This window comes from Streptomyces sp. NPDC051180 (genome assembly GCF_040689545.1).
Lineage (GTDB): Bacteria > Actinomycetota > Actinomycetes > Streptomycetales > Streptomycetaceae > Streptomyces.
On sequence record NZ_JBFBBC010000005.1, the window covers coordinates 345,563 to 368,723 of the forward strand.

Consider the following 23,161-nt stretch of genomic DNA (forward strand, 5'->3'; position numbering starts at 1 on the left):
TCACCCGCCATGTCCCCGTCCGAGTCCGCGTCCGTCGCGGGGCGGACGGGGCCGGCTTGTGTCACTTCCCCGCCGGATGACGCATCCTTGAGATGTGGAGTTCCTCGGGGACGAGTCGATCGAGCGGGAGGGGAGGGCGCGGGAGATGAGTTCCGGCGCACCTGCTCATAACGCTTCGGTGCACAACTACGGACGCGGTGCCGCGAACGCAGAAGCGTCGGGGCACCATGGAGCGATGCGTGACGACGAGACCGTGAGGTCCCCCATGCCCGCCGGGCAGGGGGAGATCGGCGCGCTCGTCGGTCGCGCGGTCGACGGTGACGCCCAGGCGACGCACGACCTGCTCGCACGGGTGCACCCGCTCGCCCTGCGGTACTGCCGCACCCGCCTCAACCGGCTGCCCGGCGACGCCCGGCACTTCGTCGAGGACCTGGCCCAGGAGGTCTGCGTCGCCGTCCTGATGGCGCTCCCGCGCTACAAGGACACCGGCCGGCCGTTCGAGGCGTTCGTCTTCGCCATCGCCGGCCACAAGGTCGCCGACCTCCAGCGCGCCGCCATGCGGCACCCGGGGTCCACGGCCGTGCCCTCCGACGAGATGCCCGAGCGGCCCGACGACTCCCTCGGTCCCGAGGAGCGCGCCCTGCTCAGCGACGACGCCGAGTGGGCCAAGAAGCTGCTCGCCAACCTCCCGGAGAACCAGCGCGAACTGCTGGTGCTGCGGGTCGCCGTCGGCCTGACCGCGGAGGAGACCGGCCAGATGCTCGGCATGTCGCCCGGCGCCGTCCGGGTCGCCCAGCACCGTGCCCTCAGCCGGCTCCGTGCGCTGGCCGAGCAGTAAGTCTCGCCGGCGCCAGTCATCCCTTTCGTACACGTGTGAACGTCCAAAGCTTCCCGCTGATCTTGATCGTGGAATGAGACACCGCTTCAGCCCGTTAGCATGGACATCCCGCACCGATCAAGGCCATTTGGGAAGGTGTCATGACTGCCAACGTCGACGGAGTGCCCGAGAAATTCGCGACACTCGGGCTGACCTACGACGACGTGCTGCTCCTGCCGGGCGCGTCCGACATGGCGCCCGACCAGATCGACACCGCCTCGTACATCTCGAAGAACGTGCGGGTGAACATCCCGCTCCTCTCCGCCGCGATGGACAAGGTCACCGAGTCCCGCATGGCGATCGCCATGGCGCGACAGGGCGGTGTCGGTGTGCTGCACCGCAACCTCTCCATCGCCGACCAGGCCAACCAGGTCGACCTCGTGAAGCGCTCCGAGTCCGGCATGGTCAGCGACCCGATCACGGTGCACCCCGACGCCACGCTCGCCGAGGCCGACGCGATCTGCGCCAAGTTCCGCATCAGCGGCGTCCCGGTGACCGACCCGGCCGGCAGGCTCCTCGGCATCGTCACCAACCGCGACATGGCCTTCGAGACGGACCGCAGCCGCCAGGTGCGCGAGGTCATGACCCCGATGCCGCTGGTCACCGGCAAGGTCGGCATCTCCGGCGTGGACGCCATGGAGCTGCTGCGCCGCCACAAGATCGAGAAGCTGCCCCTGGTCGACGAGGCGGGCATCCTCAAGGGCCTCATCACGGTCAAGGACTTCGTCAAGGCCGAGAAGTACCCGAACGCCGCCAAGGACAAGGAAGGCCGGCTGCTCGTCGGCGCCGCCGTCGGCGTCGCCGGCGACGCGTACGAGCGCGCCCAGGCCCTGATCGAGGCCGGCGTCGACTTCATCGTCGTCGACACCGCCCACGGTCACTCCCGCCTGGTCGGCGACATGGTCGCCAAGATCAAGTCGAACTCCTCCGTCGACGTCATCGGCGGCAACATCGCCACCCGCGACGGCGCCCAGGCGCTCATCGACGCCGGTGTCGACGGCATCAAGGTCGGCGTCGGCCCCGGCTCCATCTGCACCACCCGCGTCGTCGCCGGCATCGGCGTCCCGCAGGTCACCGCGATCTACGAGGCGTCCCTCGCCGCCAAGGCGGCCGGTGTCCCCGTGATCGGCGACGGCGGCCTGCAGTACTCGGGCGACATCGCCAAGGCGCTCGTCGCCGGCGCGGACACCGTGATGCTCGGCTCGCTCCTCGCGGGCTGCGAGGAGTCCCCGGGCGAGCTGCTCTTCATCAACGGCAAGCAGTTCAAGTCGTACCGCGGCATGGGCTCGCTCGGCGCCATGCAGTCCCGCGGCGAGCAGCGCTCCTTCTCCAAGGACCGCTACTTCCAGGAGGGCGTCGCCTCGGACGAGAAGCTCGTGCCCGAGGGCATCGAGGGCCAGGTGCCCTACCGCGGTCCGCTCTCCGCGGTCGTGCACCAGCTGGTCGGCGGTCTGCGCCAGTCGATGTTCTACGTCGGCGGGCGCACGGTGCCGGAGCTCCAGTCGAACGGCCGCTTCGTCCGGATCACCTCGGCGGGCCTCAAGGAGAGCCACCCGCACGACATCCAGATGACGGTCGAGGCGCCGAACTACAGCAGGAAGTAACACAGCGCGACGCGTGGGGGCGGTTCCGGCATGTGGCCGGAGCCGCCCCCCACGCTTGTGTCGGGGATACTGGTAGGCGCAGACGTAGAGGGAAAGGCCACACATCGTGACTGAGATCGAGATCGGGCGCGGCAAGCGCGGCCGCAGGGCGTACGCGTTCGACGACATCGCCGTCGTCCCGAGCCGGCGCACCCGGGACCCGAAGGAGGTCTCGATCGCCTGGCAGATCGACGCCTACCGCTTCGAGCTCCCCTTCCTGGCCGCCCCGATGGACTCGGTCGTGTCGCCGCAGACCGCCATCCGGATCGGCGAGCTGGGCGGCCTGGGCGTCCTGAACCTGGAGGGTCTCTGGACCCGGTACGAGGACCCGCAGCCGCTGCTCGACGAGATCGCCGAGCTGGACGAGGCGACCGCGACCCGCCGTCTGCAGGAGATCTACGCGGCCCCGATCAAGGAAGAGCTGATCGGCCAGCGCATCAAGGAGGTGCGCGACTCCGGCGTCGTCACCGCCGCCGCGCTCTCCCCGCAGCGCACCGCGCAGTTCTCCAAGGCCGTCGTCGACGCCGGCGTGGACATCTTCGTCATCCGCGGCACGACGGTCTCCGCCGAGCACGTCTCCGGCGCCTCCGAGCCGCTGAACCTGAAGCAGTTCATCTACGAGCTCGACGTCCCGGTCATCGTCGGCGGCTGCGCCACGTACACCGCGGCCCTGCACCTGATGCGCACCGGCGCGGCCGGCGTCCTCGTCGGCTTCGGCGGCGGCGCGGCGCACACCACGCGCAACGTGCTCGGCATCCAGGTCCCGATGGCGACCGCCGTCGCCGACGTGGCCGCGGCCCGCCGCGACTACATGGACGAGTCCGGCGGCCGGTACGTGCACGTCATCGCCGACGGCGGCGTCGGCTGGTCCGGCGACCTGCCGAAGGCCATCGCCTGCGGCGCCGACTCGGTGATGATCGGCTCCCCGCTGGCCCGCGCCACGGACGCGCCCGGCAAGGGCCACCACTGGGGCATGGAGGCCGTCCACGAGGACGTGCCGCGCGGCAAGCTCGTCGACCTGGGCATCGTCGGCACCACCGAGGAGATCCTCGCCGGTCCGTCGCACACCCCCGACGGCTCCATGAACTTCTTCGGCGCCCTGCGCCGCGCCATGGCCACCACCGGCTACAGCGAGCTCAAGGAGTTCCAGCGCGTCGAGGTCACCGTCGCGGACGCCCAGCACAAGCGCTGACGCCCGGCACGCTCCGTACGCCGAGGGGCCCCGCACCGTCCGGTGCGGGGCCCCTCGGCGTACGCCGGTGACTACGCGGCCTTCCTGGCGCCCGAGAACGCGGCGAAGGCGGCGAGCGCGAAGAACAGGAAGGTCAGGACGTCCTTGTCCGCGTTCCACACCTCCGTCAGCGTGCCGAACTCCTGGAAGAAGAGCTCCGAGGCGGAGACGTGCAGCTGCTTGCCCGCCAGGATCGCGATGCCCACGAGCTGGCCGAGGTAGACGCCGCCGAGGGAGAACACCGCGCCCGCGAACGGCAGGACGGGGCTGCGGCCGCCGACCTTGCCCGCGGCGAGGCCGACCAGGAAGCCGACGCCGACGGCGGCCCAGCCGATCTCGCGCTCGATGCCGCCGATGACGGCTCCGTACACCACGCCCGTGACGATCGCCGTCACGAGGGCGGCCACGAGGCCGAGCGCCACGTTGTCGCGGGCCGGCGCGGGCGGCGGAGCCATCGGGTAGGGCTGCGGGGCGGCGCCTTCGGCGAACGGGTTGCCGGACGGCGGCGGAACGGGCTGAGACATGCGGTGATCCCCCCCAGGGACACGGGCGCACGGATGTGCGAACAAGAGCCCGGAGGCTAGCAGTCCGCCCACCCGGCCGCCCAGGGGATTTCAGAGGCGGTGGGCCGTGCCGGTGGGTGTGGCGCCGCGGGTGTCGAGCAGGAGCTGCGCCTTGACCGCGAGTCCCTGGAGGTCGTAGGTGCGGTGGTGCTGGAGGAGGATCGTCAGGTCGGCGTGGGCGGCGGCCTCGTAGAGGGAGTCGGCGCGGGGGACGGGGAGCTCGCGGACGCGCCAGTCCGGGACGTGCGGGTCGTGGTAGCTGACGGTCGCGCCGAGGTCCATGAGGCGGCGGGCGATCTCGTCGGCGGGGGAGCCCTGCCGGTCGGGGAGGTCGGGCTTGTACGTGATGCCGAGCAGCAGCACCCGGGCGCCGCGGGCCGACTTGCCGTGTTCGTTGAGGAGCGTGGCGGCGCGCTGGACGACGTACGCCGGCATGCGCTCGTTGACCTGGCCGGCGAGCTCGACCAGACGCAGCGGCCGGTGGGCGCCGACGGTGTCGACGGGGAGGCCGTGGCCCCCGACGCCGGGGCCCGGGCGGAACGCCTGGAAGCCGAACGGCTTGGTCTCGGCGCAGCGGATGACGTCCCACAGGTCGACGCCGAGCTCGTTGCAGAGGACCGCCATCTCGTTGACGAGGGCGATGTTGACGTGCCGGAAGTTGGTCTCCAGGAGCTTGACCGTCTCCGCCTCGCGGGGGCCACGCGCGCGTACCACCTTGTCGGTGAGCCGGCCGTAGAACGTGGCGGCGGACTCGGTGCACGCCGGCGTGAGGCCGCCGATGACCTTGGGGGTGCCGGCGTAGCCGTGGGTGCGGCTGCCGGGGTCGATGCGGCCGGGCGAGTACGCGAGGTGGAAGTCGCGGCCGGCGCGGAGGCCCGAGCCGGTCTCCAGGACGTCGCGGAGGAGGCCCTCGGTGGTGCCCGGCGGGACGGGGGACTCCAGGAGGACGGTGGTGTGGGGGCGGAGCCGGGCCGCGAGCGCACGGGCCGCCTCGGTGACGGCGGTGAGGTCGAGGGTGCGGTCCGGGCCGAGGGGGGTCGGGGCGCAGAGGACGGCGGTGCGGACCCGGCCGAGCTCGGCCGGGTCGGTGGTCGGCCGGAAGCCCCCCGCGAGCATGCGGCGGATCTCGGGTGTGGTCAGGGAGCCGTCGACGGGGGAGCGGCCGGCGGCGAGTTCGGCGACGGGGCGGGGGTCGGTGTCGTAGCCGACGGTGTCGATGCCCGCGGCGGTGGCGGCCTGGGCGAGGGGCAGTCCGTGGTGGCCGAGGCCGATGACGGCGAGATCAGCGGGCATGGGGGGTGGGCCGTCCTTCCCTGTAGCCGGAGGGGACGCGAGGCGCAAGCCCGGTGGACAGATCGAGTCGCGCGCAATGTCAGACTAGGCGTAAATATGACCGACATGCGGCATTGTGCGCCTCAAGGTCGCCGAGTGTTATCCACAGGGTGGCGGCGAGGCGGTGGCTGAAGTCACCGGACCGGGACAGAATCAGGACTGTGAGCCGGGCCACACACGGCCCGGTTCGTGCGGTGCCCACCGCTCGTGCGGGAAAAGGAGCCCGTACGGAACGGACGGGGGACGACGGGAGGCAGCAGCCGTGAGGACAGCGACACTGGGACCCGCCGAGCGCGTCGAGGCGCTCGCGGCCATGGCCGAGCACGAACTCGACGTACTGGTGGTCGGCGCCGGCGTGGTCGGCGCGGGTACGGCGCTCGACGCCGTCACGAGAGGGCTCACCACCGGCATCGTCGAGGCCCGCGACTGGGCCTCCGGCACCTCCAGCCGGTCCAGCAAACTCATCCACGGCGGCCTGCGCTACCTGGAGATGCTCGACTTCGCCCTCGTCCGCGAGGCGCTCAAGGAGCGCGGACTCCTCCTGGAGCGGCTCGCCCCCCACCTGGTGAAGCCGGTCCCCTTCCTCTACCCGCTCCAGCACAAGGGCTGGGAGCGGTTCTACGCCGGCTCGGGCGTCGCGCTCTACGACGCGATGTCCCTCTCCTCCGGCCACGGCCGCGGACTCCCCGTCCACCGGCACCTCTCCCGGCGCAACGCCCTGCGCGTCGCGCCCTGCCTCAGGAAGGACGCCCTCGTCGGCGCCCTGCAGTACTACGACGCCCAGATGGACGACGCCCGCTTCGTCACCACCCTCGTCCGCACCGCCGCCTCCTACGGCGCCAGGGTCGCCAGCCGGGCCCGCGTCGTCGGGTTCCTGCGCGAGGGCGAGCGGGTCGTCGGCGCCCGCGTCCAGGACGTCGAGGCCGGCGTCGCGTACGAGATCCGGGCGAAGCAGATCGTCAACGCCACCGGGGTGTGGACGGACGACACCCAGGCCCTCATCGCCGAGCGCGGCCAGTTCCACGTCCGTGCCTCGAAGGGCATCCACCTGGTCGTCCCCAAGGACCGCATCCACTCCACCACCGGACTCATCCTGCGCACCGAGAAGTCCGTGCTCTTCGTCATCCCCTGGGGGCGGCACTGGATCGTCGGCACCACCGACACCGACTGGGACCTCGACAAGGCGCACCCCGCCGCGTCCAGCGCCGACATCGACTACCTCCTGGAGCACGTCAACACCGTGCTCGCCACCCCGCTGACCCGCGACGACGTCCAGGGCGTCTACGCGGGCCTGCGCCCCCTCCTCGCCGGCGAGTCGGACGCCACGAGCAAGCTCTCCCGCGAGCACACCGTCGCCCACCCGGTGCCGGGACTGGTCGTCGTCGCCGGCGGCAAGTACACGACGTACCGCGTCATGGCGAAGGACGCCGTCGACGAGGCCGTCCACGGCCTCGACCAGCGCGTCGCCCCCTGCGTCACCGAGGACACCCCGCTCCTGGGCGCCGAGGGCTACCGGGCCCTGTGGAACGCGCGCGCCAGGATCGCCGCCCGGACCGGACTGCACGTCGTCCGCATCGAGCATCTCCTCAACCGCTACGGCTCCCTGACGCAGGAGATCCTCGACCTCGTCGCCGCCGACCCCGGTCTCGGCGAGCCGCTCGCCGCCGCCGACGACTACCTGCGCGCCGAGATCGTCTACGCCGCCTCGCACGAGGGCGCCCGCCACCTCGACGACGTCCTCACCCGGCGGACCAGGATCTCCATCGAGACCTTCGACCGGGGCACCCTCAGCGCCCGCGAGTGCGCGGAACTGATGGCGCCGGTCCTCGGCTGGGACGACCTCCAGATCGAGAAGGAGGTCGAGCACTACGAGAAGCGGGTGGAGGCCGAGCGCGAGTCGCAGCGCCAGCCCGACGACCTGACGGCCGACGCGGCGCGGCTCGGCGCGCCGGACATCGTGCCGATCTGACGGCCCGCCCGGCCGGGACGGGCGCACCGGCCGGGCCGGAGCCGGCGGCGGCGCCCGTCCCGGCGGGGGACGGTCGGGGACGGATCGGACGTCGATCTGACAGGACGTCCGGGTCGTCCGCAATACGGTGGGAACCTGGAGGGCGTGCGGAAGCGTCGTCATCCCGGAGTACGGACCCGGGGGCGCCGCCCGTCCCGAGGTGAGGGACAATGGGCTCTCTTCCAGGGCGGGTTACCGCATCGCGCGGGAAGCGGCAGACGCGGCGCGGATCAGGGATCGCAGAGGGGACGCATGTCGGAGGCGGAGCAGTCGCGGGACACGGCGAAGGACCCCAGGCGGGACGCCGCCGCGGGGGCCGCGACCGACGGCGACCGAGGAGCGGTCCCGGCCGCGCGTGAACCGGGGCGGGACGAGCAGGACGCGCAGGTCGGACGGGGTGCGAAGGCTCCGGAGGACGCACGTCCCGGGCAGCCCGCGCAGGGCGTCGAGGACGCCGGCGGCGACCCGGCGGCGAAGGGCGGCACGGACGCGCCGTCTGACGGAGTGAAGGATTCCGGTGGGCGCCCCGGCGCCGCCGGCACCCCCTCCGCCCCGGCCGGCGGCCCCGTCGAGGACGTACCGACCGGACGGCTCCGCGGCACCGAGCCCTCGACCGGCCGGGCGGGCTTCGGCGCCGGGGACGGCGACGGCGAGAGCGGCCGCGCGCCCGCGGCGGGCGCCGCGCGCACGTCCGGCGGCGACAGGCTGCGCAAGGCCCCGGTGGGCGAGGGGCGGCTCCTCGCCGGCCGCTACCGGCTCGGCGTGGTCCTCGGGCGCGGCGGCATGGGCACCGTCTGGCGCGCGGTCGACGAGATCCTCGGCCGCACCGTCGCCGTCAAGGAGCTCCGCTTCCCCACCAGCATCGACGACGACGAGAAGCGCCGTCTCATCACCCGGACCCTGCGCGAGGCGAAGGCCATCGCCCGGATCCGGAACAACGGCGCCGTGACCGTGTACGACGTCGTCGACGAGGACGACCGTCCCTGGATCGTCATGGAGCTCATCGAGGGCAAGTCCCTCGCGGACGCCGTGCGCGAGGACGGCACCCTGACGCCCCGGCGCGCCGCCGAGGTCGGCCTCGCCATCCTCGACGTGCTGCGTTCGGCCCATCGCGAGGGCATCCTGCACCGCGACGTGAAGCCGTCCAACGTGCTGATCGCCGAGGACGGCCGGGTCGTCCTGACCGACTTCGGCATCGCCCAGGTCGAGGGCGACCCCTCGATCACCTCCACCGGCATGCTCGTCGGCGCCCCCTCGTACATCTCCCCGGAGCGCGCCCGCGGCCACAAGCCCGGCCCCGCCGCCGACCTCTGGTCCCTGGGCGGCCTGCTCTACGCGTCGGTCGAGGGCAGCCCGCCGTACGACAAGGGCTCCGCCATCGCCACCCTCACGGCCGTCATGACCGAGCCGGTCGACCCGCCGAAGAACGCGGGACCCGAGCTGGAGCAGGTCATCTACGGCCTGCTCGCCAAGGACCCGGCGCAGCGGCTCGACGACGCCGGCGCGCGGATCCTGCTGCGCGCCGTGCTCGACGCGCCCGAGGCGGCCCCGGTCGCCTCGCCCGAGGTCACCAAGGTCGTACCGCTGCCGCCCCGCCCGGCGCACGTGCCGGCGGCGCCCACCGTGCCGCCGGCCCCGGCGGCCGACCGCAAGCAGGGCTCCGAGGCCGCTGCCGACCGGATGCGCGGTGCCCTGAAGTCCGTGCGCAACGCGGCCTCCTCCACCGCGCCGCGGACCGAACCGAGCCGGCCCGGCGGCAAGCCCGCCGCGGCCCGCGCGACGCTGACCGACGTCGTGCCGCGCCGCACGCTGGTGATCATCGCGGCGGTCGCGGTCCTCGCCGTGCTCGGCACGATCCTGGCCGTCTCCCTCGGCGGGGGCGGCGACGCGGGCAACCAGGGCAAGGGAAGCGGCGGCACGACGGCCTCGACCGGCGACGCGACGGGCGGCGACGCCTCCGGCGGCTCCGACGGCGGCAAGGGCCAGACGCCGGGCGGCCCCGGTCAGCAGGGCGGCGCCCAGCCCGGTGACACCAACTCCACCGGAGCGACCGGTGCGAACGGCACGACGGGCTCCACGGACGGGTCGAACGCCACCGGCGGCACGCCGACCGCCAAGCCCGGCGGCGGCACCGGCGCCGGACTGCCCGCCGGCTACACCCTCGTCACCAACGCCAAGTTCCACTTCTCGATGGCGATGCCCTCCACCTTCCGGCTCCGCGCCATAGCGGGATACGACTCCGGCGGGATATTCAGCGCGAGCGGCGGCTTCCCGCGGGTCCAGGTCGACTTCAACGACAGCCCCAAGGACGACGCGGCCGCCGCCTGGCGCCTGGCGATGGCCGGCGTCGCCGCCAGCAGCAACGACTACCGGCACATCGGGATACACCCGGTCTCGTACAAGGGCTACCCGACCGTCGCCGACTGGGAGTTCGAGCGCACCCAGAAGGGCATCCGCGTCCATGTGCTCAACCGCGGCTTCAAGGTGGACGCCCGGCACGGCTACTCCATCATGGTCAGCTGCAAGGCGGACGAGTGGAACGGCGCCGAGTGCCGGACCCTGCGGGAGACGGCGTTCGCCACGTTCACGCCCAAGGACTGACCGGTGCCACGTATCGTGAGAGTTCGTGGACCGTACGCAGTCGAACAGAGCCGTTAACTGCACGGTGCCGGACCGGAATTGACGGACTCGCGTGATCCCGCACGATCCCGAGGGATCCGCGGGCCCACGGGAGGCCACCGCGCGCGTGGGGAGGCGTCGTGGACGACTACGCGGGAAGGGTGCTCGCGGACCGCTACCGCCTGCCGCTGCCGCCGGCGGACGCGGACACGTACGCGCTTGCGGAGACGCGCGCGTTCGACACGTACAGCGGCCAGGAGGTCATGGTCCGCCAGGTCCCGCTGCCCGAGTTCGTCGACGCCGAGGTGCTCGACGGCGACGGCGGCCCCGCGGACCCCTACGGCAGTGCGGGGCGGGCCACCCGACGTCCGGCCGAACCCGTCGTGCGCCGGGCGATCGAGGCGGCCCAGGCCGCCGCGCAGATCCCCGACCACCCCCTCCTCGACCAGGTCTTCGACGTCTTCGCCGAGGCCGGATCGCTGTGGATAGTGAGCGAGGTCGTGGCGGCCAGGCCGCTGGCCGCGCTCCTCGCCGAGCGGCCCCTCAACCCCTACCGCGCCGCCGAGATCGGCGCCGACGTCCTCACCGCCCTCCGCGCGCTCCACGCCCACGGCTGGGTCCACCGGAACATCACCGCCCGCACGGTCCTCGTCTGCGACGACGGCCGCGTCGTCCTCACCGGCCTCGCGGCGGGCGCGGCCGAGGAGGCCCTCTGCGGGTACGCCCCGGTGCCGACCGACACGGAGCCTCCCGCGCCCGACCCGTTCGCCTCGGGTCCCTTCGACACCGCCGCGGCGGAGCCCGAGCCGTCCGAGCCCGAGCCGTCGCAGGCCGGGCCGTTCGCGATCGAGCGGTTCGCGCCCGACCCGTACGCCCCGGAGCCGTACGCCCCTGCGCCCTACGAGCCCGAGCCGGCGACGTACGAGTCCCCCGCGCTCCGGCCGTACGCACCGGAGCCCCACGCACCCGAGCGCTACGAGCCCCAGCCCTACGAGCCCCAGCCCTACGAGCCCGGGCCGTACGCCCAGGAGCCGTACGCGCCCGAGTGGCACGCGCCGACGGAGGAGTACGGGACCGAGATCCACGGGACCGAGATCCACGAGGCCGAAGTCCACGAGGGTGCGATCCACGAGGACGAGATCCACGAGGACGGCGGCCCGGGCGACGCGGACGCGGACGGTCCGCCGGGGGGCGCCCCCGCCGTCGGGGCCTCGTGGGACGACGACGCGCAGGACGACGAGGACCCCGACCCCTACGACGACGCCCCGTACGGCACGGCTCCCTACGGGTCCGACCCCTACGGCCGCGCGACCCCCGCGCAGCCCGCCGCGACGCAGCCGGCGGCCGCGCCGCCGACCGCCGATGTGCGGGCCGCGCGGGCGGGCGCCATCGCCGCGTACCGGGCGGGCGCGCGGGCCGCGGCGCGGCTGGGCGAGACGGGGGCGCTCCCGGCCCAGCGCCCCGTGCCGCCGGACGCCGAGCGGGAGCGGGGCCCGGAGCCGGAGGCGGAGGCGGGCCCGTCGGAGGTGCCGCCCCCTCGGGCGCCCGCGGCGCCGCCCGGGCCGCAGTGGTGGTCGCAGGTGGACGACGAGGACGACGACGAGGACGACGGCGACGAGCCGTACGGCGGCGGTCCGCGGCAGGGTCCCCCGCCGCGCGTGATGCTGGCGGGCAGCTGGAGCGACGGTCCGCACGCGTCGCGGGACGGCTCCGGGCCGGTCCCGGCCGGCGGCGGGTCCGTGCTCCCCGGTTCGGGGCGCCCGGCGCTGCCCGCCGGGTACACGGCCGCGGCCCCGGAGCCGGCGCGGCTGCCGGCGCCCGCGTCGCCGCGGGACGACGACGGGGAGCGGGCGGGGGTGCCGGCCCCGGCGCACCGCGGGCCGACGACCCGGCTCGACGCCGAGCGGGCCCGCCAGACCCGTATCGCCGTGGTCGGTGCCGTCACCGAGCGCTGGGCGCCCGAGCAGGCCGGCCCGGTGCACGAGAACTGGCGCCTCGCGCCGCCGATCGGTCCCGCCACCGACCTGTGGGCGCTCGGCGCGCTCCTCTACCGGGCCGTCCAGGGGCACGCCCCCTACCCGGAGGACAGCGCGGCCGAGCTCGTCCAGCTGGTCTGCGCCGAACCGCCGGCCTTCGCCGAGGAGTGCGGGCCGCTGCGCCCGGTCGTGGAGTCGCTGCTGCGTCAGGATCCGACGGAGCGGCCGGACTTCGAGGAGCTGCGCGGCTGGCTGCGGTCGCTCGTGCGGTCGGCGCCCGAGCCGGACGCGGGGGTCGGCGTCGTCCCGCTGCCGTCCTTCGACGAGACGCGGCTGCCGATCGTGCGGCGGCGCGGCGAGCTGGTGCGCCGGTGGCGCGGGGGAGCGGGGGCGGGCCGGCACCGCCACAAGCGCGCCAAGGAGCCCCGCGCCGCGGCCCGCCGCGAGGAGGTCCGCGAGCACGACCGGGCGTACGAGCACGGCGTGGCGTCCGGGCCCGACCACGGCGGCGGACCGGTGGACCATCCCGGCGGGTTCCGGGAGGAGTACGCGGAGTACGCGGAGTACGAGGAGTACCGCGAGGAGATCCCGCAGCGGGCCCCGCGCGCGCCCCGCGCCCCGCGCTCGCCGTCCGCCCGCGGCGCCGACTCCCCGCGGTCCCTCGGACGCACGCTGCTGATCCTGGTCTTCGTGCTGCTCGGCGGCGCGGTCGCGTACGCGGTGTTCCTCATGCCCGGCAAGGGGGAGGACCCCACCGGGGCGACCGGTTCCACGGCCGGAGCGACACCCACGGCACGGCCGGGCGGCACCTCGGCCGGGCCGACCGCCGGGCCGTCGGGCGGGCCGACGGGCACGCCGTCCGCGAAGCCGCCGACCACTCCGCCCGCCGCCGACCCGTCCGGCCCCGCCCCGGCCGCCGGCTACACCGTGCGCCAGGACCCGGAGGGCTTCCGGATCGGGGTGCCGAACGGGTGGAGGCGCAGCCCGATCAACGACGCCGGTCAAGTGCGGTACACCAACGGCGACTTCACGATGATCGTCGTACCGGGCCGGGACAGCGTGCGGGACAACGGCGGCGACCCGCTGGAGTACCAGAGCAGCCGGGAGCGCGAACTGGAGCCGTGGCGGGCTTCGAGCTGGTCGGGGGCGGAGCGCACCCGCCGGGTCGACATCGGCAGGACGGCGACGGCCACCGGAAGTTACTGGTGGCTGGACGGCAGCGGGCGCGAGGTCTTCGTCCGCAACCTCGCCCTGATCGACGGCGGCCGGTACCACGTCGTGCAGGTCATCGGCCCGTACACCGAACGGGACAAGGTCAGCGCGATCCACGAGGAGGCCACCCGGGCCTTCCGGCCGTGACGGTGAAGCGGAAGGATTCCCACCGCCCCCTGGTCACAGTGCTGTTCCTATGACCGCCCCGAGGTTCCGCCTCCCGTCCCCCCCTCCGTAACCTGTTCTCCGAAGGAATGCGGGGGCACGTGGAACATTCTCAGAGCACAGGTGCGGGACTGCTGCTCGCCGGGCGATACCGGCTGGGCGAGTCCATCGGACGCGGCGGCATGGGCAAGGTCTGGCGCGCGCACGACGAGGTGCTGCACCGTGTCGTGGCGGTCAAGGAGTTGACGGCGGGCCGGTTCGTGGCCGAGGCCGACCGGCTCGTCCTGCACGCCCGTACGCAGAAGGAGGCGCGGGCGGCCGCCCGGATCACCCATCCGGGTGTCGTGACCGTCCACGACGTCCTGGAGCACGACAGCCGGCCGTGGATCGTCATGCAGTACGTCGACGGGCCCTCGCTGGCGGACGCCGCCAAGGAGGCCGGCACGATCGAGCCGCGCGAGGCGGCCAGGATCGGCCTGCACGTCGTCGGCGCCCTGCGCGCCGCACACGCGGCCGGGGTGCTGCACCGGGACGTCAAGCCGGGCAACGTGCTGCTCGCGCGCGACGGGCGCGTGCTGATCACCGACTTCGGCATCGCGGCGATCGAGGGCGACTCGACCATCACCCGGACCGGTGAGATCGTCGGCTCCATCGACTACCTGGCGCCCGAGCGGGTGCGCGGCGGCGACCCGGGCCCCGCCTCCGACCTCTGGTCGCTCGGCGCGACGCTCTACACGGCGGTGGAGGGCGTCTCGCCGTTCCGCCGCAGCTCCCCGATCAGCACCATGCAGGCCGTGGTCACCGAGGAGCCGCCGCATCCGGGGAAGGCGGGCCCGCTGGCGCCCGTCATCGTGGCGCTGCTGCGCAAGGACCCGGACCAGCGTCCGCGCGCGGACGAGGCCGAGCGGATGCTGCTCGACGCGATGGAGGGGCGCAGGCCGGAGGCGGCGCAGGCGTACGTGCCGACCCAGCGCGTCGCCTGGGAGGAACTGGAGACGCCGGAGGGCGGGAGCACCCCGGCGCCCGGTGCGCCGGCCGACGGCGCCCGGTCGGGCGACACGGCCCGGCAGCCCGGTGCCGAGGGCGCGGAGATCGCTCCCCGCGGCTCCACCAGCGCCTGGCCGCACCCGGCCGACTCGTCCCCCTCCTCTCGGCAGACCCCGCCGTCCCACCCGTCGCAGTCGCCCCCCACCCTGGTGCCGTCGTCCCCGCCCGAGGGGTCCGGCCGGGGCCGCTGGCGCACCGCCGTCCTGGCGGCGCTGCTCGCCGGTGTCGTCGCGGGCGGCGCCGTCTTCGCCGCGATGAACTACGCCGGGGGCGACCGCGCCGGGGGCGGCGGACGGACCTCGGCGACGGGCCCCGCCTCCGCCCCGGCCTCCAAGGGCGCCGGCAAGGCCGTCCCGGAGGGCTGGCACCGCGTCGACGACCCCAAGGGCTTCAGCATCCTCGTGCCGGACGGGTGGAAGCGGCAGACCGAGGGCGACCAGGTCGACTACACCCCGGACAACGGCCGCCACCGCATCCGGATCAGCATCGACAAGGCCCCCGACTTCGAGAACCCGTACATGCACGCGATCGACCTGGAGCGCGTCCTGGAGCGGCGGATGAACTACCAGCGGGTCAAGCTCCTCCAGAACACCTACCGCGACCAGGTCCGCTCCTGCCTCTGGGAGTTCACCTGGACGGAGAAGCAGACCTTCCCCGGGCCGCGGCGCGCGATCGACCAGATGTACTACGAGGACGACGGCACGGAGTACGCCATCTACATGTCGGCGCCGGAGTCGAGCTGGGAGACCACGCGCGAGCAGTTCGACATCGTCCTCCAGCACTGGCGCGCGCCGGTCGACTGAGCGGCCCGCACGGACGGCCGCCGGGCGCGGAGAATTCTCCCCGCCCGGCCTCCATCTGTCGTAAGCCCCTGATCAGGGCTTATGTGCCAGTGATCGCTGGCGTGATGTGTGTGCCCGGTGAAAACGCGTTACCGACGGGTACCCAAAGGGCGGAAGGCGGCTTACGCTCGCCCTCATGACGGACTCGCAGGCCCCCGCCGCCCCCACGGTTTCCGACGCACCCGCAGCGAAGGCCGGAGCGGCCGCCCCCGCCGGTGCGACCAACCCGGTCGCGCCCGCGCCCGCCGGCGCGCGGACCGCCGCCGACGTCGTGACGCCCGAGGTGGTCGCCCGCCTCACCCGCGGCGTCGTCGGCTCCGGACGCACCGCCAACCACACCCCCTTCACCGGGGAGAAGCTGGCGGACCTGCCCGAGTCCACCCCCGAGGACGTCGCCGAGGCGTTCGCGCGCGCCCGCGCAGCCCAGACCGCCTGGGCCGCCGTCCCCGTCAAGGCCCGCGCCGCCGTCCTCCTCCGCTTCCACGACCTCGTCCTCCAGCGCCAGGCCGAGGTCCTCGACCTCATCCAGCTGGAGACCGGCAAGGCCCGCCTGCACGCGCACGAGGAGGTCCAGGCGGTCGCCGTCGCCGCCCGGCACTACGGCCGCAGGGCCGCCGCGTACCTGCGCGCCAAGCGCCACACCGGCGTCGTCCCGACCCTCACCAAGGTCACCGAACTGCGCCAGCCCCGCGGCGTCGTCGGCCAGATCGCGCCCTGGAACTACCCGCTGGAACTCTCCGTCGGCGACGCCCTGCCCGCCTTCGTCTCCGGCAACGCCGTCGTCATGAAGCCCGACACCGAGACCGCGCTCACCGCGCTGTGGGCCCGTGACCTGCTGATCGAGGCCGGGCTGCCCGCCGAGGTCTTCCAGGTCGTCCTCGGCGAGGGCCCGGTCGTCGGCCCCGAGGTCGTCAAGCACGCCGACTACGTCTCCTTCACCGGCTCGACCCGCACCGGCCGCGAGGTCGCCCAGGGCGCCGCGGCCCGGCTCGTCGGCGTCTCCCTCGAACTCGGCGGCAAGAACGCGATGCTCGTCCTCGCGGACGCCGACATCGAGAAGGCCGCCGCCGGAGCCGTCCGCGCCTGCTTCTCCTCCGCCGGCCAGCTCTGCATCTCCATCGAGCGGCTGTACGTGCACGAGTCCGTCGCCGACGCCTTCCTGGAGCGCTTCGCCGCCCGCACCAGGGCCATGCGGCTCGGCGGCTCCCTCGCGTACGGCGCCGACATGGGCTCCCTCGTCGGCGAGCGGCAGCTGGAGACCGTCAGCCGGCACGTCGAGGAGGCCGTCGCCAAGGGCGCCAGGCTCGTCGCCGGCGGCGTCGCCCGCCCCGACATCGGCCCGCTCTTCTTCGAGCCGACCATCCTCGACGGCGTCGAGGCCCCGATGGCCGTCTGCGCCGAGGAGACCTTCGGCCCGGTCGTCTCCGTCTACCGCTTCACCGACGAGGACGCGGTCGTCGACGCCGCCAACGCCACCCCGTACGGCCTGAACTCCTCCGTCTGGACGAAGGACTCCCGCCGCGGCCACGCCGTCGCGGCCCGGCTGCGCACCGGCACCGTCAACATCAACGAGGGGTACGCCCCCGCCTACGGCAGCGTGCAGTCCCCGATGGGCGGCATGAAGGACTCCGGACTCGGCCGCCGCCACGGCTCCGAGGGCATCCTCAAGTACACCGAGGCGCAGACCGTCGCCCAGCAGCGGCTGATGCCCCTCGCGCCCTCCTTCGGCATGGACGACGAGAAGTACGCCGCCTTCATGAGCGTCTCCCTGAAGGCGATGAAGGCCCTGCGCCTGCGCTGACACCCCGCCGGGGCGGTCTCCGCGGCCGCCCCGGACTCCCCGCCCGAACTTCGCCCTTTCCGTACGAGGAGAGCCATGACCGCGGTACCCCCTACCCAAAATCAGGAGCAGGCCGAGGACGCCGCGTACGACTACGACGTCCTCGTCGTCGGCTCCGGCTTCGGAGGGTCCGTCACCGCCCTCCGCCTCACGGAGAAGGGCTACCGGGTCGGCGTCCTGGAGGCCGGACGCCGCTTCACCCGCGCGACCCTGCCGAAGAACTCCTGGGACCTGAAGAACTTCCTGTGGGCCCCCGCCCTCGGTCTCTACGGCCTCCAGCGCATCCACCTGCTCGGCAACGTCATGGTGCTCGCCGGCGCCGGCGTCGGCGGCGGCTCCCTCAACTACGCCAACACCCTGTACGTACCGCCCAAGCCGTTCTTCGACGACCCGCAGTGGAAGGACATCACGGACTGGCAGGACGAGCTGCGGCCCTACTACGACCAGGCCCAGCGGATGCTCGGCGTCCGGCTCAACCCGACGATGACCCCCTCCGACGAGCACCTGAAGTCGGCCGCGCAGGCGATGGGCATCGGCGACACCTTCCACATGGCCCCGGTCGGCGTCTTCTTCGGGGACGGCGACGACGCCGACGGGACGACGAAGGCGAAGCCCGGCGGCGAGGTCGCCGACCCCTACTTCGGCGGCGCGGGCCCGGCCCGGCGCGCCTGCACCGAGTGCGGCGAGTGCATGACCGGCTGCCGCCACGGCGCCAAGAACACCCTCAACGAGAACTACCTGCACCTCGCGGAGAAGGCCGGCGCCACCGTCCACCCCATGACCACCGTCGTCACCGTCACCGAGGACTCGCGCGGCGGCTTCGCGGTCAGGACCCTCCCCACCGACCGGCGCAGGAAGGGCGAGGGCCGCACCTTCACCGCCCGCCGCGTGGTCGTCGCGGCCGGCACCTACGGCACCCAGACCCTGCTGCACCGGATGAAGGACACCGGCCTGCTGCCCCGGATCTCCCACCGGCTCGGCGAGCTCACCCGCACCAACTCCGAGGGCCTGGTCGGCGCCCAGACCACCGACCGCCGCTACCGCAGGAAGCACGGCAAGGACAAGGTCGACTTCACCCGCGGCGTCGCGATCACCTCCTCGATCCATCCGGACGAGAACACCCACATCGAGCCCGTGCGCTACGGCAAGGGCTCCAACTCCATGGGCGGCCTGACCGTCCTCCAGGTCCCCTACGGCGCCCACCGGGTGCGCAACTGGTTCCTCAACCTGCTCCGGCACCCCACCCTCGCCGCCCGCTCGCTCTCCAACCGGCACTGGTCGGAACGGACCATCATCGGCCTCGTCATGCAGTCGCTCGACAACTCGCTGACGACCTACCGCAAGCCCGGCGGCCTCGGAAAGGGCCTGCTCACCGCCCGCCAGGGACACGGCGCGCCCAACCCGGTCCAGATCCCGGAGGCCACCCGGGCCGCCTCGCTCCTCGCCGAGGAGATCAACGGCTTCGCCGGCTCCAACGTCGGCGAGCTCATGGGCACCCCGCTCACCGCCCACTTCCTCGGCGGATGCCCGATCGGGGCCGACGCCGAGTCCGGCGTCATCGACCCCTACCACCGGCTCTACGGCCACCCCGGGATCTCCGTCGTCGACGGAGCGGCGGTCTCCGCCAACCTCGGCGTCAACCCCTCCCTGACGATCACCGCCCAGGCCGAGCGCGCGATGTCCTTCTGGCCGAACAAGGGCGAGGAGGACCTCCGCCCGCGGCAGGGCGAGGCGTACGCGCGGCTCGCGGCGGTCGAACCGAAGTCGCCCGTCGTCCCCGCCGAAGCCTTCGGCGCCCTGCGGCTGCCGTTCCTCGGGATGCCGACCGTCCCGCCGAAGAAGCCCTGACCCGTCCGGCCCGGGTGGAACCCGGTCATGGAAAGGGCGCTGCACCCCCCTCCGAGTGCAGCGCCCTTCCAGTTCTTGGTGGTGCTGCATAGATGACCCGCCACCGGTGGGATTGGTTGTAGCGGTTGCACAGGATCTCCGTGTGACGCGCGTCACGTTCGAGACTCGGGGGACGGCAAGGGCCCCGTGGCGCGATTCCGGTCGCGGCACGGGGCCCTTGGGGTCGGCACCGGTGTCAGGGCAGCGGCGGTGCCGAGCGGGGCGGCGCCGGGGGGTTGCGCCGCGGAGGGGAGGGGATCGGGGGAGATCGGGGGACGGAAGGGTCGGGAGTTCGGCCGATTGCGGCCGGCCCCGGGCGTCCCCGGGACCGACCGCCCTTTCTGGGTGACCGGGCTGCTGTCCCCTGCTGTCCGGTCACACGCGCTGGTGCGAGGTCCCACGACGTACCTGAGGTACGCCACACGCCCCAGCGAAGCCACGCGTGGTTTGTTCGGGCCCGCCCCTGGCTGGCACGGACACCCGGACCAACGAAGCCGGGTCTCGGCCGGTCACGCGCCGTACGGGTGAGAGCGGGCCCGAACTCAGATGCGGGCGGTGGCCCGGCCGGGCGGGCCACCGGCTCGCGGCCGGACCGCCCGGTTGGCGGCCGGACCCCCCGGCTCGCGCGTGGCCCGGTCCGCGTGCGTCAGATGCGGCCGCGGCACAGCTCCAGCATCGTCATCGCCAGCGCCGTACCCGGCTTGCCCAGGGCGTCCCTGTAGTGGCCGAGCACCTCCATCTCGCGGGCGAGGTTCACGCGGCGCCCGCCGGAGGAGATGCGGGCCTCCTGGATCACGGCCGAGACGGCCATCCGTTCCTGGATGAGACCGATGATCCGGTCGTCGAGCGCGTCGATGCGCTCACGGGCGTCTCCGATCAGCGTCGCCGCCTCGTCGGTGCGGGCGCCGGTCTTCTCGGTCTGCGTCATCGCGGTCATGTGGGGCTCCTCGTGAGGTGGGGTGCCCCGGAGCGACACGGCCCGGAGAAAGCAGAACGCCCCGGGCCTTGTCGGCCCGGGGCGCCTGGGAAGTCGCTTGTCAGTTGCTCAAGCAGCACGACCATGGCAGCCGGTGGGCCGGTTGCCATAGGTAAAGACGAAGGTCGTGAGCTTTCGCATGGCGACAGTATGGACCCCGCCGGCGGACCGGGGCCAACCCGGGTTCGGATGGTGAGACGAAAAGTGCGACCGGCGCGCCGGTAGAATCGACAAATAGCACCCCCCTTCGGGGGACCCTCTCCTACCGCCGGAAGGCCGCCGTAGTGTCATCAGCGACCCCCGCTGCCGCGCCCGACGTCTCCAACCCGGACGTAGTCCTCGTTGTCGACTTCGGCGCCCAGTACGCCCAGCTCATCGCCCGCCGCGTCCGTGAGGCCCGGGTCTACAGCGAGATCGTCCCGTCCACCATGCCGGTGGCCGAGATGCTGGCCAAGAACCCGAAGGCGATCATCCTCTCCGGCGGCCCGTCCTCCGTGTACGCCGAGGGCGCCCCCCGCCTCGACCGCGCGATCTTCGAGGCGGGCGTCCCCGTCTTCGGCATGTGCTACGGCTTCCAGCTGATGGCCACGACCCTCGGCGGCACCGTCGACAACACCGGTGCGCGCGAGTACGGCCGGACCGGCCTGCACGTCTCCAAGGCCGGCTCCACCCTCTTCGAGGGCACCCCGGTCGAGCAGTCGGTGTGGATGTCGCACGGCGACGCCTGCTCCGCCGCTCCCGAGGGCTTCACCGTCACCGCCTCCACGGACGTCGTGCCGGTCGCCGCCTTCGAGAACGACGCCAAGAAGCTGTACGGCGTCCAGTACCACCCCGAGGTGCTGCACTCCACGCACGGCCAGCAGATCCTGGAGCACTTCCTCTACCGCGGCGCCGGCATCGAGCCCAGCTGGACCACGGGCAACGTGATCGAGGAGCAGGTCGCGGCCATCCGCGCCCAGGTCGGCGACAAGCGCGCCATCTGCGGCCTCTCCGGCGGCGTCGACTCCGCCGTGGCCGCCGCCCTCGTGCAGAAGGCCATCGGCTCGCAGCTCACCTGCGTGTACGTCGACCACGGCCTGATGCGCAAGGGCGAGACCGAGCAGGTCGAGAAGGACTTCGTCGCCTCGACCGGCGTCAACCTCAAGGTCGTCGACGCGCAGGAGCGGTTCCTCACCGCCCTCGCCGGCGTCTCCGACCCGGAGACCAAGCGGAAGATCATCGGCCGCGAGTTCATCCGCGTCTTCGAGCAGGCCCAGCTGGAGATCCTCCAGGAGGACGGCCCCGAGGTCGCCTTCCTGGTCCAGGGCACGCTCTACCCGGACATCGTCGAGTCCGGCGGCGGCACCGGCACCGCCAACATCAAGTCCCACCACAACGTGGGCGGCCTCCCCGAGGACCTGGAGTTCGAGCTCGTCGAGCCGCTCCGCCAGCTCTTCAAGGACGAGGTCCGCATGGTCGGCCAGGAGCTCGGCCTGCCGGAGGAGATCGTCCAGCGCCAGCCCTTCCCCGGCCCCGGTCTCGGCATCCGCATCGTCGGCGAGGTCACCAAGGACCGTCTCGACCTGCTGCGCGAGGCCGACGCCATCGCCCGCGAGGAGCTGACGGCGGCCGGTCTCGACCGCGAGATCTGGCAGTGCCCGGTCGTCCTGCTCGCCGACGTCCGCTCGGTCGGCGTCCAGGGCGACGGCCGCACCTACGGACACCCGATCGTGCTGCGCCCCGTCTCCTCCGAGGACGCCATGACGGCCGACTGGTCGCGCCTGCCGTACGACGTGCTGGCCAAGATCTCGACCCGCATCACCAACGAGGTCGCCGACGTCAACCGCGTCGTCCTCGACGTCACGAGCAAGCCCCCGGGCACCATCGAGTGGGAGTAGTCGCACCCGCTCCCTGAGCCCCTCGGAGCCGTCGCCCCCGCGTCCGTCGCGCGGGGCGGCGGCTTCGTCGCGTCCGGGCTCTGGTGAGTTGCCCGGCCGGGCGTTACCTTCCGGCGCATGAGCGTGATACCGGACCCCGTCCCCGTCGAACGGCTCCACTTCGCCATGCCGCCCGTCCACGCGACAGCCGAGGAGGAACGCACCCACCGCAGACAGCGGCTCGCGGGCGCGCTCCGGCTCTTCGGGCGGCTCGGGTACGAGGAGGGCGTCTCGGGCCACATCACCGCCCGCGACCCCGAGTACCCGGACTGCTTCTGGGTGAACCCGTTCGGGGCGCCGTTCGACGAACTCACCGCGGGCGACCTCATCCTGGTCAACGGCGACGGGCAGGTCGTCCACGGCGGCCACCACGTGAACCAGGCCGCCTTCACCGTCCACGCCGAGGTCCACCGGGCCCGGCCCGACGTCGTCGCCGTCGCCCACACCCACTCCTCGCACGGGCGGACCCTCGCCGCACTCGGCGAACTCCTCGACCCGATCACCCAGGAGGCGTGCGCCTTCTACCAGGACCACGCCCTCTACGACGCCTACACGGGCGTCACCGTGGACGCGGAGGAGGGCCGCCGGATCGCCGTCGCCCTGGGCACGTTCAAGGCCATCGTGCTCCGCAACCACGGCGTGCTCACCGTCGGCGGCTCCGTCGACGCGGCGGCCTGGTGGTTCATCGCCCTGGAACGCTGCGCCCGCATCCAGCTCGCCGCCCGCGCGGCCGGCAAGCCCGTCCTGATCGACCACCGGGACGCGGTCGCCACCCGGGAGCAGCTCGGCAGCGACCTCGTCGCCTGGATCAACTACCAGCCCCTGTGGCGCAGGATCAGCCGAGCGGAGCCCGAACTCCTGTCGTAACACCATCGCCTCAGCTTTCTGTACGTCAATGAGACGACGCGGCAATCACTCTCCGGCGGGGCGCACGCGGCAGGCGCGAAAGGCGCCGGTACGGCACAATTCCCAGCAATGAACGGTTGGTTGGCCCTACGGGACGCACCGGCACGTGGCGTGAAGTGAG

Annotated in this window: 14 protein-coding genes; 11 read left to right on the plus strand and 3 right to left on the minus strand. The window is 73.3% G+C overall.

Annotated features, from left to right (window positions below):
* Window positions 1-235: 235 nt before the first annotated feature.
* The 3 genes from AB0424_RS13010 to AB0424_RS13020 all read left to right on the plus strand — a co-directional run bounded on the left by AB0424_RS13010 (window position 236) and on the right by AB0424_RS13020 (window position 3,712).
* Window positions 236-838, plus strand: a complete 603-nt coding sequence (locus tag AB0424_RS13010; protein ID WP_026058283.1) for a sigma-70 family RNA polymerase sigma factor — start codon at window positions 236-238, stop codon at window positions 836-838.
* A 140-nt stretch (window positions 839-978) separates the two neighbouring features.
* Window positions 979-2,481, plus strand: coding sequence for an IMP dehydrogenase (guaB, locus tag AB0424_RS13015; RefSeq protein ID WP_366304663.1), 1,503 nt, complete (start codon window positions 979-981; stop codon window positions 2,479-2,481).
* A gap of 106 nt (window positions 2,482-2,587) precedes the next feature.
* Window positions 2,588-3,712, plus strand: coding sequence for a GuaB3 family IMP dehydrogenase-related protein (locus AB0424_RS13020; RefSeq protein WP_017239635.1), 1,125 nt, complete (start codon window positions 2,588-2,590; stop codon window positions 3,710-3,712).
* A 71-nt stretch (window positions 3,713-3,783) separates the two neighbouring features.
* On the opposite strand, the gene AB0424_RS13025 is transcribed toward AB0424_RS13020, so the two are convergent.
* On the minus strand, window positions 3,784-4,275 hold the full coding sequence (locus tag AB0424_RS13025; RefSeq protein WP_366304665.1) for a hypothetical protein: 492 nt from the start codon (window positions 4,273-4,275) through the stop codon (window positions 3,784-3,786).
* A 90-nt stretch (window positions 4,276-4,365) separates the two neighbouring features.
* Window positions 4,366-5,607, minus strand: a complete 1,242-nt coding sequence (locus tag AB0424_RS13030; RefSeq protein ID WP_366304667.1) for a nucleotide sugar dehydrogenase — start codon at window positions 5,605-5,607, stop codon at window positions 4,366-4,368.
* Window positions 5,608-5,908: 301 nt separating this feature from the next.
* Between AB0424_RS13030 and AB0424_RS13035 the strand changes: the two genes are divergently transcribed.
* The 6 genes from AB0424_RS13035 (at window position 5,909) to AB0424_RS13060 (ending at window position 19,203) form a co-directional block, all read left to right on the plus strand.
* Window positions 5,909-7,615, plus strand: coding sequence for a glycerol-3-phosphate dehydrogenase/oxidase (locus tag AB0424_RS13035; protein WP_366304669.1), 1,707 nt, complete (start codon window positions 5,909-5,911; stop codon window positions 7,613-7,615).
* Window positions 7,616-7,906: 291 nt separating this feature from the next.
* A complete protein-coding gene (locus AB0424_RS13040; RefSeq protein ID WP_366304670.1) occupies window positions 7,907-10,255 on the plus strand; it encodes a serine/threonine-protein kinase in 2,349 nt (782 codons plus the stop codon).
* Window positions 10,256-10,413: 158 nt separating this feature from the next.
* Window positions 10,414-13,608 carry a protein kinase gene (locus AB0424_RS13045; RefSeq protein WP_366304672.1) on the plus strand — a complete coding sequence of 1,065 codons (3,195 nt, stop codon included), beginning with the start codon at window positions 10,414-10,416 and terminating at the stop codon, window positions 13,606-13,608.
* Between the two features lie 119 nt (window positions 13,609-13,727).
* Window positions 13,728-15,476 carry a protein kinase gene (locus tag AB0424_RS13050; RefSeq protein WP_366304673.1) on the plus strand — a complete coding sequence of 583 codons (1,749 nt, stop codon included), beginning with the start codon at window positions 13,728-13,730 and terminating at the stop codon, window positions 15,474-15,476.
* A 175-nt stretch (window positions 15,477-15,651) separates the two neighbouring features.
* The gene (locus AB0424_RS13055; protein ID WP_366304675.1) at window positions 15,652-17,316 is read left to right on the plus strand and encodes a succinic semialdehyde dehydrogenase; all 1,665 of its coding nucleotides are present in this window, start codon (window positions 15,652-15,654) and stop codon (window positions 17,314-17,316) included.
* Window positions 17,317-17,391: 75 nt separating this feature from the next.
* Window positions 17,392-19,203: a GMC family oxidoreductase gene (locus AB0424_RS13060; protein WP_366304677.1), complete on the plus strand. Its 1,812-nt coding sequence runs from the start codon at window positions 17,392-17,394 to the stop codon at window positions 19,201-19,203.
* A 685-nt stretch (window positions 19,204-19,888) separates the two neighbouring features.
* Here the strand turns inward: AB0424_RS13060 and AB0424_RS13065 are convergent.
* Window positions 19,889-20,179 carry a chorismate mutase gene (locus AB0424_RS13065; RefSeq protein ID WP_366304678.1) on the minus strand — a complete coding sequence of 97 codons (291 nt, stop codon included), beginning with the start codon at window positions 20,177-20,179 and terminating at the stop codon, window positions 19,889-19,891.
* 323 nt (window positions 20,180-20,502) lie between these two features.
* Between AB0424_RS13065 and guaA the strand changes: the two genes are divergently transcribed.
* Window positions 20,503-22,095 carry a glutamine-hydrolyzing GMP synthase gene (gene guaA / locus AB0424_RS13070; RefSeq protein ID WP_366304680.1) on the plus strand — a complete coding sequence of 531 codons (1,593 nt, stop codon included), beginning with the start codon at window positions 20,503-20,505 and terminating at the stop codon, window positions 22,093-22,095.
* Between the two features lie 117 nt (window positions 22,096-22,212).
* On the plus strand, window positions 22,213-23,001 hold the full coding sequence (locus AB0424_RS13075) for a class II aldolase/adducin family protein (protein WP_366304682.1): 789 nt from the start codon (window positions 22,213-22,215) through the stop codon (window positions 22,999-23,001).
* Window positions 23,002-23,161: the final 160 nt, after the last annotated feature.